This window comes from Magnetococcus sp. PR-3 (genome assembly GCF_036689865.1).
In the GTDB taxonomy this organism is placed as follows: Bacteria; Pseudomonadota; Magnetococcia; order Magnetococcales; family Magnetococcaceae; genus Magnetococcus.
The window spans coordinates 12,721-27,889 of record NZ_JBAHUQ010000040.1; the positions used below are offsets into that span (position 1 = coordinate 12,721).

Annotated in this window: 16 protein-coding genes; 11 read left to right on the forward strand and 5 right to left on the reverse strand. The window is 51.4% G+C overall.

Going from position 1 to position 15,169, the window contains the following annotated elements; genetic code table 11:
* The first annotated feature begins 20 nt into the window (after nucleotides 1–20).
* Nucleotides 21–872, forward strand: a complete 852-nt coding sequence (locus tag V5T57_RS18260) for a hypothetical protein (RefSeq protein WP_332892696.1) — start codon at nucleotides 21–23, stop codon at nucleotides 870–872.
* Here the strand turns inward: V5T57_RS18260 and V5T57_RS18265 are convergent, their stop codons facing one another.
* A complete protein-coding gene (locus tag V5T57_RS18265) occupies nucleotides 873–1,214 on the reverse strand; it encodes a tetratricopeptide repeat protein (protein WP_332892697.1) in 342 nt (113 codons plus the stop codon). It abuts the gene before it with no gap.
* Nucleotides 1,215–1,519: 305 nt separating this feature from the next.
* On the opposite strand from V5T57_RS18265, the gene V5T57_RS18270 reads away from it, so the two are divergent.
* From V5T57_RS18270 to rnhB, 9 genes are all read left to right on the forward strand, one after another.
* A complete protein-coding gene (locus tag V5T57_RS18270) occupies nucleotides 1,520–2,155 on the forward strand; it encodes a Maf family protein (RefSeq protein WP_442918238.1) in 636 nt (211 codons plus the stop codon).
* A gap of 93 nt (nucleotides 2,156–2,248) precedes the next feature.
* On the forward strand, nucleotides 2,249–3,106 hold the full coding sequence (locus V5T57_RS18275; RefSeq protein ID WP_332892699.1) for a sulfurtransferase: 858 nt from the start codon (nucleotides 2,249–2,251) through the stop codon (nucleotides 3,104–3,106).
* Nucleotides 3,107–3,628: 522 nt separating this feature from the next.
* Nucleotides 3,629–5,020 (forward strand): signal recognition particle protein, encoded by a 1,392-nt coding sequence (gene ffh, locus V5T57_RS18280; RefSeq protein ID WP_332892700.1) that lies wholly within the window; start codon nucleotides 3,629–3,631, stop codon nucleotides 5,018–5,020.
* Between the two features lie 237 nt (nucleotides 5,021–5,257).
* Nucleotides 5,258–6,214 carry an AEC family transporter gene (locus V5T57_RS18285; protein WP_332892701.1) on the forward strand — a complete coding sequence of 319 codons (957 nt, stop codon included), beginning with the start codon at nucleotides 5,258–5,260 and terminating at the stop codon, nucleotides 6,212–6,214.
* Between the two features lie 373 nt (nucleotides 6,215–6,587).
* Nucleotides 6,588–6,839: a 30S ribosomal protein S16 gene (gene rpsP, locus V5T57_RS18290; protein WP_332892702.1), complete on the forward strand. Its 252-nt coding sequence runs from the start codon at nucleotides 6,588–6,590 to the stop codon at nucleotides 6,837–6,839.
* Between the two features lie 23 nt (nucleotides 6,840–6,862).
* A complete protein-coding gene (gene rimM / locus V5T57_RS18295) occupies nucleotides 6,863–7,396 on the forward strand; it encodes a ribosome maturation factor RimM (protein WP_332892703.1) in 534 nt (177 codons plus the stop codon).
* Between the two features lie 29 nt (nucleotides 7,397–7,425).
* Nucleotides 7,426–8,196: a tRNA (guanosine(37)-N1)-methyltransferase TrmD gene (gene trmD / locus V5T57_RS18300; protein ID WP_442918239.1), complete on the forward strand. Its 771-nt coding sequence runs from the start codon at nucleotides 7,426–7,428 to the stop codon at nucleotides 8,194–8,196.
* Nucleotides 8,197–8,281: 85 nt separating this feature from the next.
* Nucleotides 8,282–8,632: a 50S ribosomal protein L19 gene (gene rplS / locus V5T57_RS18305; RefSeq protein ID WP_332892705.1), complete on the forward strand. Its 351-nt coding sequence runs from the start codon at nucleotides 8,282–8,284 to the stop codon at nucleotides 8,630–8,632.
* 77 nt (nucleotides 8,633–8,709) lie between these two features.
* Complete coding sequence (gene rnhB / locus V5T57_RS18310; protein ID WP_332892706.1) at nucleotides 8,710–9,297, forward strand: ribonuclease HII; 588 nt, start codon at nucleotides 8,710–8,712, stop codon at nucleotides 9,295–9,297.
* Between the two features lie 269 nt (nucleotides 9,298–9,566).
* On the opposite strand, the gene V5T57_RS18315 is transcribed toward rnhB, so the two are convergent.
* The 4 genes from V5T57_RS18315 to V5T57_RS18330 are packed head-to-tail and all read right to left on the reverse strand — an operon-like array spanning nucleotide 9,567 to nucleotide 14,221.
* Entirely contained in the window at nucleotides 9,567–11,633 is a 2,067-nt protein-coding gene (locus tag V5T57_RS18315; protein WP_332892707.1) for a hypothetical protein, read from the reverse strand.
* A 1-nt stretch (nucleotide 11,634) separates the two neighbouring features.
* Nucleotides 11,635–12,255 carry a class I SAM-dependent methyltransferase gene (locus V5T57_RS18320; RefSeq protein ID WP_332892708.1) on the reverse strand — a complete coding sequence of 207 codons (621 nt, stop codon included), beginning with the start codon at nucleotides 12,253–12,255 and terminating at the stop codon, nucleotides 11,635–11,637.
* Nucleotides 12,252–13,157 carry a carbohydrate deacetylase gene (locus V5T57_RS18325; RefSeq protein WP_332892709.1) on the reverse strand — a complete coding sequence of 302 codons (906 nt, stop codon included), beginning with the start codon at nucleotides 13,155–13,157 and terminating at the stop codon, nucleotides 12,252–12,254. Before V5T57_RS18325 ends, V5T57_RS18320 begins: the two co-directional genes overlap by 4 nt.
* Complete coding sequence (locus V5T57_RS18330) at nucleotides 13,157–14,221, reverse strand: glycosyltransferase family 2 protein (protein ID WP_332892710.1); 1,065 nt, start codon at nucleotides 14,219–14,221, stop codon at nucleotides 13,157–13,159. The genes V5T57_RS18325 and V5T57_RS18330 overlap by 1 nt, the downstream gene beginning before the upstream one ends.
* A 298-nt stretch (nucleotides 14,222–14,519) precedes the next feature.
* Here V5T57_RS18330 and grpE point away from each other — a divergent pair, with 298 nt between their 5' ends.
* Complete coding sequence (grpE, locus tag V5T57_RS18335) at nucleotides 14,520–15,134, forward strand: nucleotide exchange factor GrpE (RefSeq protein WP_332892711.1); 615 nt, start codon at nucleotides 14,520–14,522, stop codon at nucleotides 15,132–15,134.
* Nucleotides 15,135–15,169: the final 35 nt, after the last annotated feature.

Consider the following 15,169-nt stretch of genomic DNA (forward strand, 5'->3'; position numbering starts at 1 on the left):
GGGTTTAACAGAGGTTTGAGATGGCAACTGAACAGAAAAATCACCTAAAAAGCCTCATGCGCAAAGAGCGGCGCATGCAGCGTCTGTTGGTTATCTTGTTGGTGGTTATCGGCCTGCCTTCCGGCTTTTTTATCATCCTGCAGGTGCGGGAGAGTTTGAACTCGGATAACCCTTTTGTTCGTGAGCGTCAGACGGCTGATTGGAGCAAAAAACCCTCTTCAACACGTCAGGCAAGCAGTCGTGTTGCCCGCTCAGGTAGTGGTTCTAGCAGTAGTGGCAGTGGGCGTACTTCTAGCTCGATTGGAGGGGGGGCGAGTAAGTCTCAACCCCAGTTGGTGAGCAAGCAGGAGCTGCAACAAGCAAAGCAAGAGATGAAGCGTCTGGCCAGCCAAGAGGCTCAGCAGCAGTCAATGCATGAACAGTCTCAAGCCCCTGAAGCTCCCCGGGAAAAAGAGGCTTTTGAACCCCGTTATACCATTGAAACACCGGATAACCCCGATGAGCAGGCCATTCCTGTGGTGGAGCAAGGTCCTATTAAGGTGGGGAATGGTCGTTTGGGGCGTTCATTAATGGGGCAAAGCCGCCTGTTTGCAGAGATCTTGAACCAAAGTGAGCAAGCAGTTACCCGTGTGGCGATCAAAGTACGCTTTACGGATGCGCAGGACCGTGTGGTTACCGAACGTATTTTAAACCCACTGGCGATCTCCAGTGGTGTCTTTGGTGATACCATCAAACCTCTACGTGGGGGGGAGATCCGCACCTTTGGTACCTCGGTGGATGATCTGCCGCGTCGTTGGAATGGTGGGGTTAACATCTCCATTGAGCAAATTGAGCAGGCAGCCCCGACTGCTCCTGCTGGTGTAACCCCTTGATCAAGGGTGGCGGCGCTGATTGAACCAGTGAGATACCAGACGGTTGCCGCGCTGCTGCATCTGTGGGCTCAGGGTATGATTTAAGGATTGCAACTCAGCCAAAGCGGCTTTAAACCCTTGCAGTGCAGCCAGTTTGATCCACTTATACGCATGGCTATAGTTCTGTTTCTGTAGGTCGGCCATCCCCATTTGATATTGACTGGCGGCATGGCCCAAATCGGCGGCTTTCTTCTGCCAGACTAAAGCTGTACGCGCGCTTTTTTGTACGCCCAAACCTTGTTGATAGAGCTTCATCATAACCAGTATGGCCGGTAAGTAACCCTGGTTGGCGGCTTGGTACATGAGGCTGGCCCCTTTGTTGATTTGACCAGACGTATTTAACAGAAGGTTGGCCTCTGCATAGATGGCTTGAGGACTCTTCTTCTTATGAGAATGGGGATCTGCTGGTTGCGCGTGTATACCGGTTGTTAAGCCGCACAAGAGTAGAATCAACAGGGTACACTTTAAACCATGCATGGGCGCGTCCAGGTTAAGGGGTAGTGGTTTCTTCTCTTATCGGCTCAAGGGGGAAAAAGCCCAACCGCTGCTTGCCGTATGGCCGGTGTTCGCTTTCCATTTGACATAAGCTTGGGTGTGCCGCACTGTGCATGGCTAAATTGACCTGGGTTTGTAGGAGATTCTCGCCCGTGAATGTGATCCTGGCATCGACCTCCCGCTATCGTGCCCAGTTGTTGGAGCGGCTACAGCTGCCGTTTACCCAACAGGCACCGGTGTGTGATGAAAAACCTGTTGCCGGGGAGCTGCCCGAGCAGATGGCAAGGCGTTTGGCCCAAGCCAAGGCCATGTCGGTAGCTAAGGGTTTGACCCAAGGTGTGGTGATCGGTTCCGACCAAGTGGCGACCTTGGAGGGTGCCATCGCTGTTGGCAAACCGGGTGGGTTTGAACAAGCACACGCTCAACTGACCGCTGCATCGGGCCGTGGGGTTACCTTTTATACCGGTTTAACGGTTATCCATGTTGAAACAGGCCAGGAACAGAGCTGTGTTGAGCCCTTTCGGGTTGTTTTTCGTGATCTGAATGACCATATGATACATAACTACCTGCACCGTGAAGCACCCTATGACTGTGCTGGTAGTTTTAAGGTGGAAGGGTTGGGTATAACCCTGTTTGAGCGTTTGGAAGGGGATGACCCTACCGCGCTGATGGGGCTGCCTTTGATCCGCCTGACCCGCATGTTGGAGGCCGTGGGGGTTGAACCGTTGGGTATGCGTGATGCAACCTAATTAGGAAAAAACACGGGTCCGGGGGGGCTGATCGTGTTGAGATAGGCGCACTGTCCTGGTGGAGAGCGGCGCTGTCACCATTTGGGGTTGATAATGTCTGAGCAAAGTTCGGCTGGTACTGACTGGCCTAGTGGTTTGTTTGTTAAGACCGATTGGTTAGAGAATAATCTACAGCGCGACAATCTGCGCATTGTGCAGGTTGGGGGTGAGAACTTTTATAACCGACTGCATATCCCTGGTGCGGTGATGGTGGGTTATAATGAGATTACCGGGTATCGGGATGGTGTGCCGGGTTTTCGTTCCGAGAGTGCGCTTTTGAGCAAGCTGTTTGGTAAGTTGGGTATTGGCCCAGACACCCAAGTGGTCGCTTATGATGCCAGTGGGGGGATGGATGCTGCCCGCTTTATCTGGACCATGCACTGCATGGGGCATAGCCAAGGGTATGTTCTGGATGGTGGAATGGGGGCTTGGTATACCGAGCAACGCATTACCGACCATCAATTGCCACAAATTGCGCCAGTGGAATTTGCCGGAGTAGAGAACCTGAGCTGGGATGCCGACATTGACCTGATGCAGCAGGTTGCAGCAGGAGATGTTGAGATGAAGGTGCTCGATACGCGTAGTGAAGCGGAGTATGAGGGGCAAACCATTCGTGGCCCCCGAGGTCATATTCCTGGTGCTTATCACCTGGAGTGGACAGACGCCCTGCGTGGCCCCCAGGATCCGCATTTAAAAGAGGATGCTCAGCTCCAGGCAATGTTGTCCAAATGTGGGGTGGATAACCCTGCACAGGATGAGGTGGTTGTCTACTGTCAGACCGCACACCGTGCCGCCCATACCTGGGCCATGCTGCGCCATTTAGGTTATGGAAAGGTACGTTTGTACGATGGTTCCATGGCCGAGTGGGGCTTGGCAGGGCAGGCAGTGGTCGCAGGCAAAAGCCCACGTTAATCGGTTTTGCGTAAGGTTGTTTGATAGATCTAAGGTGGTGTGACGCGGATGTTTGGCGCCTCAGAGCCTGTACGTATCTAAGCGAAGCATATCTGGTGAGATATCCATGGGCAGCATCCGATCTTTCGGTTGCTGCCCATTTTTGTAGGGGGTCGCGGCAAGCAGCATTGTGTGTGGTCCGTAGGCTTCCATCAGGCTGGTTATGTAATTTTTATCCATGCGACTGATGCTGTTTTGGTCACAGCGCGCTTACACGCTTTAGACCATCATATACCAAAACAGGGCGCCTCTTTTATGCTGAGCCCTTGCAAAAATGGGGGGCCGTACCCATCTCAGAGGATGGCAGGGGCTGCATATTCTTAAGCCTGGGTGTAAAACGGTATCTCTGGTTTTAGGACCCTTGGGCGGATGTTTCTATCCGGTTTGCTCAAGCTTTCGAGACCTTCGCCCGCAAACCTGCTATATTCATGGATCCATTGATTGATTGGACCCAACGTCGTACCAGCACCACAGGACCTGCCCATGTTTGAATCCCTCTCCGACCGCCTTGAAGCCACCTTTAAAAAGCTTAAAGGCCAAGGCAAGCTCTCTGAACAGAATATCAAGGATGCACTGCGCGAGGTCCGTATTGCCTTACTGGAAGCGGATGTCAACCTGACCGTTGTAAAAAGCTTTATCAGCCGTGTGCGTGAAAAAGCGGTGGGTGTGGAGGTGCTGAAAAGCCTGACACCTGGTCAGCAAGTGATCAAGATTGTCCATGACGAGCTGGTCACCGTGATGGGGGAGGCCAACGAAGGTTTGAACTTGGCCGCTCAGCCTCCGGTGGTTGTGATGATGGCGGGCTTGCAGGGGTCGGGTAAAACCACCAGTACGGCTAAGTTGGCCAAACGTCTTATTGATAAAGAGAAGAAAAAATGTCTGCTGGCCTCGTTGGACGTCTACCGTCCTGCGGCGATGAAACAGTTGCAGACCGTTGGGGGGCAGGTTGGGGCGACAGTTTTACCCTCTGAGCCAACGGAAAACCCCCGTGATATCGCCCGGCGGGCCTTGGAAGAGGCGCAAAAGGGCGGCTTTGATGTGCTGTTCCTGGATACCGCCGGTCGTTTGCATGTTGATGAAGAGCTCATGGGTGAGCTCTCTGATGTCGCGGAGATCGTAACCCCGACGGAGATTCTTTTTGTCGCAGACTCTATGACCGGTCAGGATGCCGTCACGGTGGCGCAAAGCTTTGATGAAAAGCTTAGTATTACCGGTGTTCTGCTCTCTAAAACCGATGGTGATGCCCGTGGTGGTGCTGCGCTATCGATCCGGGAAGTGACCGGCAAACCCATTAAGTTCTTGGGTACTGGTGAGAAGCTGGATGGTCTTGAGCCTTTCCACCCTGACCGCGTGGCCTCACGTATTTTGGGTATGGGTGATGTGGTCTCCCTGGTTGAGACCGCCATGGAAAAGGTGGATCTGGAAGAGACCGTTAAACTGCAGGAAAAGCTGGCCAACAAAAAAGCGTTTACCCTGGAAGATTTTCTAACCCAGATGCAGCAAGTACAGAAGATGGGCTCGATTGGTGACCTGGTGGGTATGATCCCGGGCGCTAAGCAAGCGATGAAGGGTAAAGAGCTGGATATTGATGATAATCACATCAAACGGCTTGAGGCGATTATCCTTTCCATGACCAAAAAAGAGCGGAAGAAGCACGCCATTATCAACGCTTCGCGTAAGCGTCGTATTGCGGCGGGTTCTGGTACCTCGGTTCAGGAGGTCAATAAGCTGCTCAAGCAATTTGCCCAAACACAAAAGATGATGAAAAAAATGGGTGGTATGGGCGGTATGGGGAAAATGATGAAAGGGATGAAGGGGTTACCAAAAATTCCTGGTCTTGGTGGTGGGGGCGGTTTCCCGAAAATGCCTTTTTAAACCAGGGATGTATGCCAGCCTGGATCTAAGTAATATGGCACCATCCCCCCCCCTTCTTGATGGTGGGGAATGTTTTGACAGATCAAGACGATCAGAGCCCTTTTATCCCATGTATGGGACAAAAGGGCTCTGTTTGTTTTGGGGGCTGTATACGGCGGTTGAGTGGTTGGATAAGCTCTTTGCTCCCCCCTGTTGGAACTTGCGATCCTTATGTTGGAGAGCCTGTGAGTCATGGTGATGCTTGATTTTTTGGAGACAGCCTATTTTGTGGCAGAGGTGACCGGGCCGATCTTTTTGTTGGTCCTGCTGGGGGCGTTACTGCGGGCTGTCGGGGTTATTACCCCACGTTTTGTTGATGATTCTTCTCGGGTTGTATTCCTGGTGGCGCTGCCTGTTTTGGTCTTTATGGCCATTGCTCGGGCGGATCTGGCTGCGCTGTATCAGCCCGCACTGTTGGGCTACTTTTGTTTGGGCACCATCATTACCTTTATCCCGCTGATGTGGATGGCCACTCGGTTTATTTCTGAACCGGAACGTTGTAGCGCTTTTGTCCATGGTGCCTTTCGGGGGAACTACGGCATTGTGGCGTTGGCGCTTTCGGTGAATGTTTTTGGTGATCAGGCCCTACCCCAAGGGGCTATGATCTTGGCTGTTTTGGTCCCCCTGTACAATGTTTTGGGGGTGTTGGCCATGACCGTGCCCTTTAAAGGACACGATCGCCTTTCGTGGGGGCAGGTGTTGCGGAGCACGGTGACAAACCCGCTAATATTAGCTGTTGTGTTGGCACTGCCCGTGGCGTTACTACAGCTCTCCTTGCCCCCTATTTTAGATCGTACCGGAACCTATTTTTCGCACCTTACACTACCTTTGGCACTTTTGGGGGTTGGTGGATCCTTAACCTGGCGTGGTCTTAAACAGGCCAGTGGTCTTTCAACCGTGGCTACCCTGCTTAAGTTGGTGATCCTGCCGGCTCTGTTAACCTTGGGTGCCTTGGTGGCCGGTTTTCGGGGGCAAGATGCTGGTATGCTCTTTCTGGCTTTTGCCAGCCCAACAGCGGCAGCCAGCTTTATCATGACCAAAGCCATGGGGGGAGATGGCGAGTTGGCGGGTCATATTATTGCGTTATCTACTGCTCTATCGGTGGTGAGCATCGGCACGGGGCTGTTTCTTTTGCGTACGTATGGTGTTATTTAACCCGGATTGTTCATGAATTCCAGACGCTCTCGCTTAATCTTTGGATTTTAAGGGCTTTGTAGCACTTGGAGCTATCAATAAATATCTCGAGCGCGTTAAGAAATCCTTTAAAATCCAACTCTCTACGTGATAATCGAAGGGGTTTATGAAATGTTTGGGTTGAAAAGGTAGGGGGCGAATGACACGAATTTTTCAGTCCTTGAGCACTCTTTTATCCCCTGTTTGTCTCTTGGACGCGGAATTGTCTTGACGCTTTGATTAATTCGTATACAATCCCAGGATTTCCAGGTTACCCAAGGACCGCGCTGCCACAAAGTGGCCAAGTGCTGAGGTCCTTTTTTGCAATTTGTCTGGTTCGTAGAGAGGAAAACAGATGGCCGTTTGCATCCGTCTGGCACGTGGTGGTAAGAAGAAAAAGCCTGTTTACACTGTGGTTGCTGCTGATAAGCGCATGCCCCGTGATGGCCGTTTTCTTGAGAAGCTGGGTCAGTACATCCCCGCTAAAGAGGGTGGTGTGTTCACCCTGGATCAAGAGCGCTATGCTCACTGGGTCAGCCAAGGCGCCAAGCCTTCTGACACTGTAGCAAGGCTTATTGCCAAGGAACAGGCTTCCGCTGAAGCCTAAATGCCGCAAGGTGGAAAGCCACCATGACCGATAAAGAAGAGATCCGTTGGGTGACCATAGGTCATGTAATGGGCGCTTTTGGTGTGCGGGGTGAGATGCGTATACGCTCTCTAACCGACATGCCTGAAGATATTTTTGAGTACCCGGTCTGGTGGTTGTTTGCCCCTAAGCAGGGTAGCCGTAAGGAGATGAAGTTAATCTCCGGCCGCCAGCACAGTAAAGGTGTGATCGCCAAGTTGGAGGGGGTTCTCTCTCGCGAAGCTGTCCAGGCCCTTTATGGTGCTGAAATCCAAATTCCACGCGATCAGTTGCCCGAATGGGTCGATGAGCCCGGTGTAGATGGCCTATGGGCCGATCTGATGGGGTGTCGTGTGGTGGAACGGGATGGTACAGAACTAGGCACGGTTCATGACATCATGGAAACCGGAGCCAACGATGTACTGGTGGTGCGCGGCGGTGCCGAAGGGGAAAAACTACTTCCTTACATTGAGGAGGTGGTTGTTGAGGTCGATCTGGATCATAAACTGATCAAGGTTGAGCTCATGGAAGGCATGTAGGGATGGATCCCAGCGCGGCAGATCAAGCCATACGCTTCTCCATACTTACACTTTTTCCTGAAATGTTTGCCCCCCTTGAAGCTTCTATACTTGGGCGTGGGCAGAAAAGCGGTCGGTTGGACCTGAATCTGGTACAGATACGGGACTATGCCACCAACCGTAACCAAACCGTGGATGACAGCCCCTTTGGCGGTGGTCCTGGTATGGTGTTAAAACCAGATATCTTAGCCCGCGCACTGACCGATACGGTGCAGGGAAAAAAGGCCCATGTGGTCTATATGACACCCCAAGGTAGCCCCTTTAATCAGGCGGATGCCCAGCGACTGGCCCAGCATAACCATCTGGTTTTGATCTGTGGCCGTTATGAAGGGGTGGATGAGCGTTTTATCGACACCTATGTGGATGAAGAGTTTTCCATGGGTGATTTTGTCCTGACGGGGGGTGAGCTGCCCGCCATGATGGTGGTAGATGCCACCGCACGGATGATTCCCGGTGTGTTGGGGGATCAGGGAAGTGCCGAAGCCGACTCGTTTCAAACCGGTCTGCTGGATCATCCCCACTATACCCGTCCAGCCCAGTGGCAAGATGGGGATCAGGACGAGACAACTGTTCATAAAGCACCGGATGTCCTGCTCTCGGGCAACCATGGTGCCATTGAAGGATGGCGTAGACGACAAGCGCTTTTGCGCACGTTAATACGCAGGCCGGATCTGCTGGGCAATGCCCCGCTAAGCCGGGCAGAAAAACGTCTGATCCAAGCTTTGGCTGAAGATCTAGACGCTATGGAACCTGACGATTGATTAGGACACCATCAAGGTGTTTGCGTAAGCGCCGCTAACCCCCTTGGGATAAGTCGGTGGCGGTGTGTATACGAGGAATAAAACGATGAATGAACTGCAGGCTTTTGAACAGAGCATGACTCCTGAGACCCCAGCTCCCAAGTTTGGCGCTGGCGACACCCTGAAGGTCCACGTGAAGGTTGTTGAAGGCAACCGTGAGCGTATCCAGGTTTTTGAAGGGGTTTGCATCAGTCGTATGAACGCCGGTCTGCGTTCCACCTTTACGGTGCGTAAAATCTCCTTCGGTGAAGGCGTAGAGCGGACTTTCCCTCTCTACTCTCCCCGTGTGGACCAGATCGAAGTCATCCGTCGTGGTGACGTCCGTCGTGCTAAACTCTACTATCTGCGTGGCCGTACCGGTAAGGCCAGCCGCATTAAAGAGAAGCGTGACTGGTAGTAGCGCTTCCTTTGGGAAACGTAGCGAGCATATCCGACAAGGCGCACCCTGGTCCCAACTTGGAACTGGAGTGCGCCTTGTTGCGTTCAAACCCAGCCTTACACCATATCTGTGGTGTGGATGAGGCCGGGCGTGGGCCCCTGAGTGGTCCTGTGGTGGCCGCAGCCGTCATTCTTAATCCAGAGCAGCTTCCTGCTGGGCTGAACGATTCCAAAAAATTATCCGCTAAAAAGCGAGACGCCCTGTTTGAGCTTATTCAAGCACAGGCGGATTTTGGTATTGGTCAAGCGACGGTTGAAGAGATTGATGCACTGAATATTCTGCATGCCAGCATGTTGGCTATGTGCCGTGCCGTGGAAGATCTACAAACCAAGGTACGGGTCGACTTTGCCTTGATTGATGGCAACCGCCTACCTAAAACTCTTATGGTGCCGGGTGAAGCTGTGGTTAAAGGGGATGCTAAGTCGCTCTCTATTGGGGCCGCTTCCATTCTTGCCAAGGTCACGCGGGATCGTATCATGGCGGTGTTGGATGCACAGTATCCCCACTATGGTTGGGCCAAAAGTCAGGGCTACCCGACCAAAGCACATCTAGAAGCCTTGGCTCAACACGGTGTTACCCCTCATCACCGTCGTTCTTTTAAGCCCGTTCAAAAGTACCTATAACCCAGATCGGGTTGATGACGGCCTTTCTCCAACCGCTCAAGATATTGTATAAGACCGGTTTTGCAGCGCTAAACGATCTGCTGGCATACAAGCCTGCTTCCAACCTATATGACAGGCTGGGATCTCTAATCTGCTCAATTACAGAACAGAGATGTGCCAGTTGACCGTGCCCCACGGCTAAAGCCGCTTTTTTTCCGCAGTCCACTCTCCTGGCCTCTCTCTTATATATCTCAACGATCTTTGTGCCGATATCCGTTGGAGATGGGCTGTTAGCTTGCGCCCGTGCAATCAATCCAACTGGAGGGTCTCTCTAGCTGTTCCACCCGTAACACACGGTCAATCCCCTTGGACTGGGCATGTTTACAGAGTTGTTCCATGGTGAGTTCTCGACTCCATGCGCCCTCACCATAGGAAGGAAAGCCATAACCGGGATACATCTCACAGTGCTGCGCCTTGGGGGGAAAACCTAAAAGCATCGGTAGGCCTGTAACCGCGGGTACCGTATGGGTAATGCTCCAACAAATGGCATAGCTGTCTGTCCAAAAAGCCGTATTGCTGGGGGGAATGTAGATCGCGTGTGGCGTATCGTTAGACGCATGCTGCATCGCTAGCTCAACGTGTTGGTTAAGCTTCACAATGGGGCTGTTATGGAGCTTTTCAGCAAACTGTGGGTTTAACTCAAGGCGCGAATGCGGTTTAAAGGTGGGTTCATGTTCCGGTTGCCATTTATCTACACCACGGTTCAGTGCTTCAACCAACAGGGATAAACGATCTTTGATCTTAATGGGTTGCCAGTGGTGAATGGCAATTTTTACAGTAAAAAGAGCAACGGGTAGAAGCAGTAAAACAGGGAGCCAGGGTTTCCATTTGGGTGAGGGCTCTGTCTGCTCTTGCGTTTGCCACTGTTGAATTTCGTTGAGTAATAAAGGTAGTGCCATCCATTGGGGAACATAGATGAACCATAGCTCAGCGTTGTTGACCATTAACCCTAAGAGAATGGGTAGGTAAGCAAAGAGTAGCAAAAGAAGCAAAAAGGCAGCACTAGAGTGTTTTTCGTTCTGGCTATGCCATAGACCCCACTTATGCCCTAAGTGCCGAACCATATAGAGCCCGATAAAGAGGGTTGGGATCAAGAGTGCTGCGATCATATATTTGGGTTTGGCTAAAAAACGGGTGAGTGGTGCCCAGCCCAAGTGAATGCTGTCACTACCACTTTGGACCATATACCCTTTTTCAACAAAGAAGTGGTAGCTCATCCAAAGGGCCAGCAATGTGAGCAGCCCAAAAATGAGTTCCACCTTGGTTAAACGACGTGTTACCAGTAACAGCAGACCCCCCGACGTAAACCACAACATGCCCGTGCTGATTTTTAATGCACAAAGCACAATTCCCAGTATGATAAAAAGGCTATAGATCAGGTGCTTACCTGTTGGATCAGATGACGGATCTTTAATCATCCTTAACATAAAGGGAAGGGATGCCACCGCCACGATCAGAGACATCAGCATACTCTCACTGATGTAGTAACTGCTTTTTCCCAGCATATCGACCATCAAAACCAGGATAAGCAATACGGCAGCTTCCTTTAAAGGTTGGATGGTGTCGTGTCGTGTGGCCAGGGCTATCCGAGCTAGAAAAACCATAAAAAAGAGTAGAGGAATGGAAAAAAGCCAGTGAAGTAAAGCGTGGCTAAGCATAAGTTTTCCACCACTTAGCGTGGCCAGGGCCGCCAGCCAGTAATGGGCACCAATATGATAATCAAGGAGCTTAATGCCATCGGCACCAATAGAGGCTAAACCACTCTGTTTGGTCATGTGAATGATACTGGCATGGTGCAGCGTATCTGGGCTCATCCAGACTTCATTACCCCATGGTTGTGACCCCAGTAGCGCAAACTCCAGTGAAAAGGGATTGGTATAAGGTATGGCCAGAAGTTGATGCCAAAAATGGGGCATGAGCAGTAAAACTGCGAGTAAAACCCACCATTTAGAGGAAGGGCGCAGAGGTAGGTAGCGAAACAGCTGAACCACACCTAAAAAAAACAGCCCGCAAAAAAAATAAAAAAGTATGGGCCCGGTGATCAATGCCAATAAAGGAATGAGTGCGATACCCAGCACCGCCAGGGGTAAGCGCCAGGAGCGTTGCCAAGTTTCGGGTATCCACAGTGGTGACAGGGCAACCGCACCAAACAGTACCCAAATACGGGCAACAGGGGCGAGCTCTGTGGGTAGGATCATCAGACGTGGGGTGAGAAAGAGCACACCCATGGCGGTACTGAACAGCAAGCTCCAAAGACCATACAGTGCAAGTAGAGAGCGCCGATCCTGTGTGTGCATGTTAGGGCCCAACCGTTGGAATAAGTTGATAGGCGGTGGCGAGTGGCCAACTTTTTTTGACGTTCGTGAGTGTCCAACCCGCACTAGCGGCCTGTTGCTTAACCGTTTCTGGGGTGAAGAGGTGGATAGAGACCCCATGGCTACGGTGGTATAGCGTATAGAGCGTGCCCCAAAAACCGGGTCGGGGATTGAGCAGCACTAAGACGGTCTCTTCGGTTGCGAAACGTCGAATGTTCTTTAAAACCTCTACCGGTTGATCGACAAACTCCAAAAGGCCAGCACAGACGATACGACCATAGCTCTGTGAAACTGTAAATGATGCCCCGTCGCCAACAATGCCCTCAACAGTATCTGGTAAGGCTGCGACCATTGAGGGGGAAAGGTCGACCCCCGTGGCGCAAAGGGGTTGCTCAGGCAGAACCGAGCGCAGATAAAACCCATGACCACACCCCACGTCTAAAAACCGCTGATCAGCGACAGAGCCCAGAAGGTCCAACACCACTTTACGTTCGTTGGCTTTAAATTGCGAAATGGGCCAGCGACCTAACAGTTGGTCATATTTTTCTGACTGGGTATCAAAGTGCTGCAGGGTTGTGGGTTTAGATTCGGATGATGGCTTCATAATAATCCGTGCTGGCTGGCCAGCTGTCTAAAGTTGGTGGTTTGGTTGTGTTCATTATTTAAAAGCGGTGCAAGGGTGGGGTTACAGACCGTCTCCAGCTCCTGTTGACGCATGGTGTGGTTGCAGTAGGCCGGGAGTGAGGGGTCGACCCATGTTGTATCCTGGTGGTGGGCAATGGTCGGGTGTAGTAGCAGTTCGATCACAGCCGAGCTAGGCGCAGCCTGTACCAGTCGCTCGACCACAGGCATGGTCATGCTGGATGAATGAAACAGCCCATGGAACACATCATTGGTTTTGACCCCATGTTGGTCAGCCATGCGTTTGGTCCGCTTAAACCAGCGATTCATGTTCAGCCAGTGGGCCCAAACCAGAGGGTTGATACGCGCCACAGCCAAGCTTTGCCAAACAAAGGGATCATGGCTCCAGCGGACATAAGGGATCTTATACTCTTGTGCCAGCTTGGTGGTGATCTCGAATATCCAGGGGATCATATGGATATGTTGGTGCCCATTTAGGTGATCGGCGGCTGTCTGGTGCAGCACTTGTTCAATTTGTGCTCTAAACTCACACTCTACTTCTTGTTTTAATCGCTTGGAGGGGGGCATTAAAGCTAAGCGGATAAACCCCATCATTTGGCGATGGCGGAACAGGCCGTCTGGCAGACAAAGTGTGGGTAGCAAGGTGGGCTTAGCGGTGGCTTTACCTTCATTCAAACACAGATGTACCCCAACCCCCATATCAGGGCATTGAGGTAGAACCTCTTCCACCGCTTGATCCCAGGCTAGGCCATTGGTGCGGATCGAAGTAGAGCGGATCAGGCCGTGTTGATAACCATGCAGAATCCCTGCATTAAAGCAGTGCTGTAGTCCGAGATCATCAGCATGCACAATCCAGTAGCGCATTAGGTTTTTCCTTGTTTCTCCAACGACGTGGCATCCGATGTCTGTTGCGGAACCGCATTTTTTTTCTGGATTTTTCGATAGGGTTGAAAATGCACAAAGGTAGGCATTTTTCGGGAAGATTCATAAATCAGGCGAATGTAGTTTCCCATCACTCCTGTCATGAGCATCTGCATAGAGCCAACCACCAGAACCAGGGTAACCAGGGAGGTCCAGCCTGGTAGTGTTTCCCCTTGGTAATGGTTTATAATGGCATAAATAATATAAGCTATACTCAGGAAAAACAGTATGATACCTGCAAACAGGCCAATATTGAGCGGCTTGGATGAAAGCTGTAGCACAGCGTGCCAAGCCATGTGTAAATTCTTTTTAAAGGTATAGGCTGGTTGCTCGGCATAACGGGATTCCGCCTGATAGTCGAGCACAATGGTGGGAAAGCCTAACCAGCTGATTAACCCACGAATAAAAGGTTCCTGCCCGGCAACCTGTAGAATGTGGCTGACGGCTTGTCGGTCAAGAAGCTGAAAATCAGCGGCATTCTCAACAAGGTGAACGTTCGATATGCTGTTAATGAGGCGGTAAAAACTCCGCGACAGAAGGCTTTTGACCGCCCGTGTGTCGGTATCATTCTTGCGGCGCATTTGAACAATAAATGTGCCTCTTTCCCATAAATCCACCATCTGTTCAATCATCTGGGGCGGGTGTTGTAGATCGCAGTCCAGGGTGATAATCGCATCCCCTTGGCTGTTGCTCATGCCCGCCAGCAGGGCTGATTGATGACCAAAATTACGGGTCAGCTTAATCAGAATAACCTGGTCGTCCTGTTCACAGAGCTTCTCAACCTCTTTACTGGTCTGGTCCATCGAACCATCATCGACAAAGATAATTTCATGTTTGATGGGGATAGTAGCCAAGATCTCTTTCAGCTTATGGTAAACACGGGCAATATTTCTCTCTTCATTGTATGCAGGAAGCACAATGCTTAGTAGCGCGGTTTTTTGATCCTGAAACGAGTTCTCTGGTAACTCAAGAGTATCCAGCATGTCAGGTTCGATATAGTTACTCATAGGAGGAATCATCTTTAATTAAGTAAGGGATGGTTCAAACGGCCCGGTTCTCTTGTTCACCTGCAGGGTAATATTGCAACATCCAGGCCAGAAGCCCGTCGAAGCGGGTGGTCGTGGGGCGGTATCCATGGGGGCCAGCGGATGCCGTGCTCTTAAGCTTTTTTCCGATTTTTTTGATCTTTTTTTCCTCGCCCACTTGCAATCTATGCCAAGGCTCCTTACATAGGGGGCAGTCCAAATGATCCCTACGCTGCCAGATACTGGGCGGCGCTTGTTTTTTTTGAGGAGACCCGGTGCCATGAGTGAAGCAGAACAGCAAGAGAAAAACCCCGATATGGAAGCCGAGGCGACCGAAGAAGAGAGTCAGGCCGTTGAAGGGGAAGTGGTAACCGAAGAGACCGAAGCCTGTGAGCTGCCTGAAGAGGGCGAAAATGCCGAGCCTTCGCTTGATGACCAGTTGCAAGCAGCCCTGGATAAAGCGGAAGAGAACCAAAAAAACTTCATGCGTACTGTGGCAGATATGGACAACCTGCGTAAACGCAGTTCACGGGATATGGATCAGGCCCGGAAATTTGCTGTCGAAGGCTTTGCCAAAGATCTTCTGGGTGTGGCTGATAACATGGAACGTGCCATGAGCCATATGGACCAAGAGAGTGAGAATGATCAGGTTAAGGCCATTGTTGAAGGGGTGAAGATGGTTCAGGGTGAACTGACCAAAACCCTAGAGAAGCATGGTGTTAAGCGTATTGAGGCCGTGGGGCAGCCTTTTGACCCTAATCTGCACCAAGCTGTTATGCAAGTGCCAGATGAAGAGGCCGAGCCCGATACCGTGGTTCAGGAGATGCAAGCAGGGTATACCCTCAATGAGCGTTTGCTGCGTCCCAGCATGGTTGGTGTCGCCAAGGCCCCCTGATTTTCTTTAGGGTAGGGGGTTGCAAAAAGAGAACC

What these genes read in the sequence shown, in the direction of transcription:
- V5T57_RS18260 (WP_332892696.1), top strand. Translation starts at nt 21, where the DNA reads ATGGCAACTGAACAGAAAAATCACCTAAAAAGCCTCATGCGCAAAGAG.
- V5T57_RS18265 (WP_332892697.1), bottom strand. Translation starts at nt 1,214, where the DNA reads ATGTACCAAGCCGCCAACCAGGGTTACTTACCGGCCATACTGGTTATG.
- V5T57_RS18270 (WP_442918238.1), top strand. Translation starts at nt 1,520, where the DNA reads ATGGCTAAATTGACCTGGGTTTGTAGGAGATTCTCGCCCGTGAATGTG.
- V5T57_RS18275 (WP_332892699.1), top strand. Translation starts at nt 2,249, where the DNA reads ATGTCTGAGCAAAGTTCGGCTGGTACTGACTGGCCTAGTGGTTTGTTT.
- ffh (WP_332892700.1), top strand. Translation starts at nt 3,629, where the DNA reads ATGTTTGAATCCCTCTCCGACCGCCTTGAAGCCACCTTTAAAAAGCTT.
- V5T57_RS18285 (WP_332892701.1), top strand. Translation starts at nt 5,258, where the DNA reads ATGCTTGATTTTTTGGAGACAGCCTATTTTGTGGCAGAGGTGACCGGG.
- rpsP (WP_332892702.1), top strand. Translation starts at nt 6,588, where the DNA reads ATGGCCGTTTGCATCCGTCTGGCACGTGGTGGTAAGAAGAAAAAGCCT.
- rimM (WP_332892703.1), top strand. Translation starts at nt 6,863, where the DNA reads ATGACCGATAAAGAAGAGATCCGTTGGGTGACCATAGGTCATGTAATG.
- rplS (WP_332892705.1), top strand. Translation starts at nt 8,282, where the DNA reads ATGAATGAACTGCAGGCTTTTGAACAGAGCATGACTCCTGAGACCCCA.
- V5T57_RS18315 (WP_332892707.1), bottom strand. Translation starts at nt 11,633, where the DNA reads ATGCACACACAGGATCGGCGCTCTCTACTTGCACTGTATGGTCTTTGG.
- V5T57_RS18320 (WP_332892708.1), bottom strand. Translation starts at nt 12,255, where the DNA reads ATGAAGCCATCATCCGAATCTAAACCCACAACCCTGCAGCACTTTGAT.
- V5T57_RS18325 (WP_332892709.1), bottom strand. Translation starts at nt 13,157, where the DNA reads ATGCGCTACTGGATTGTGCATGCTGATGATCTCGGACTACAGCACTGC.
- V5T57_RS18330 (WP_332892710.1), bottom strand. Translation starts at nt 14,221, where the DNA reads ATGAGTAACTATATCGAACCTGACATGCTGGATACTCTTGAGTTACCA.
- grpE (WP_332892711.1), top strand. Translation starts at nt 14,520, where the DNA reads ATGAGTGAAGCAGAACAGCAAGAGAAAAACCCCGATATGGAAGCCGAG.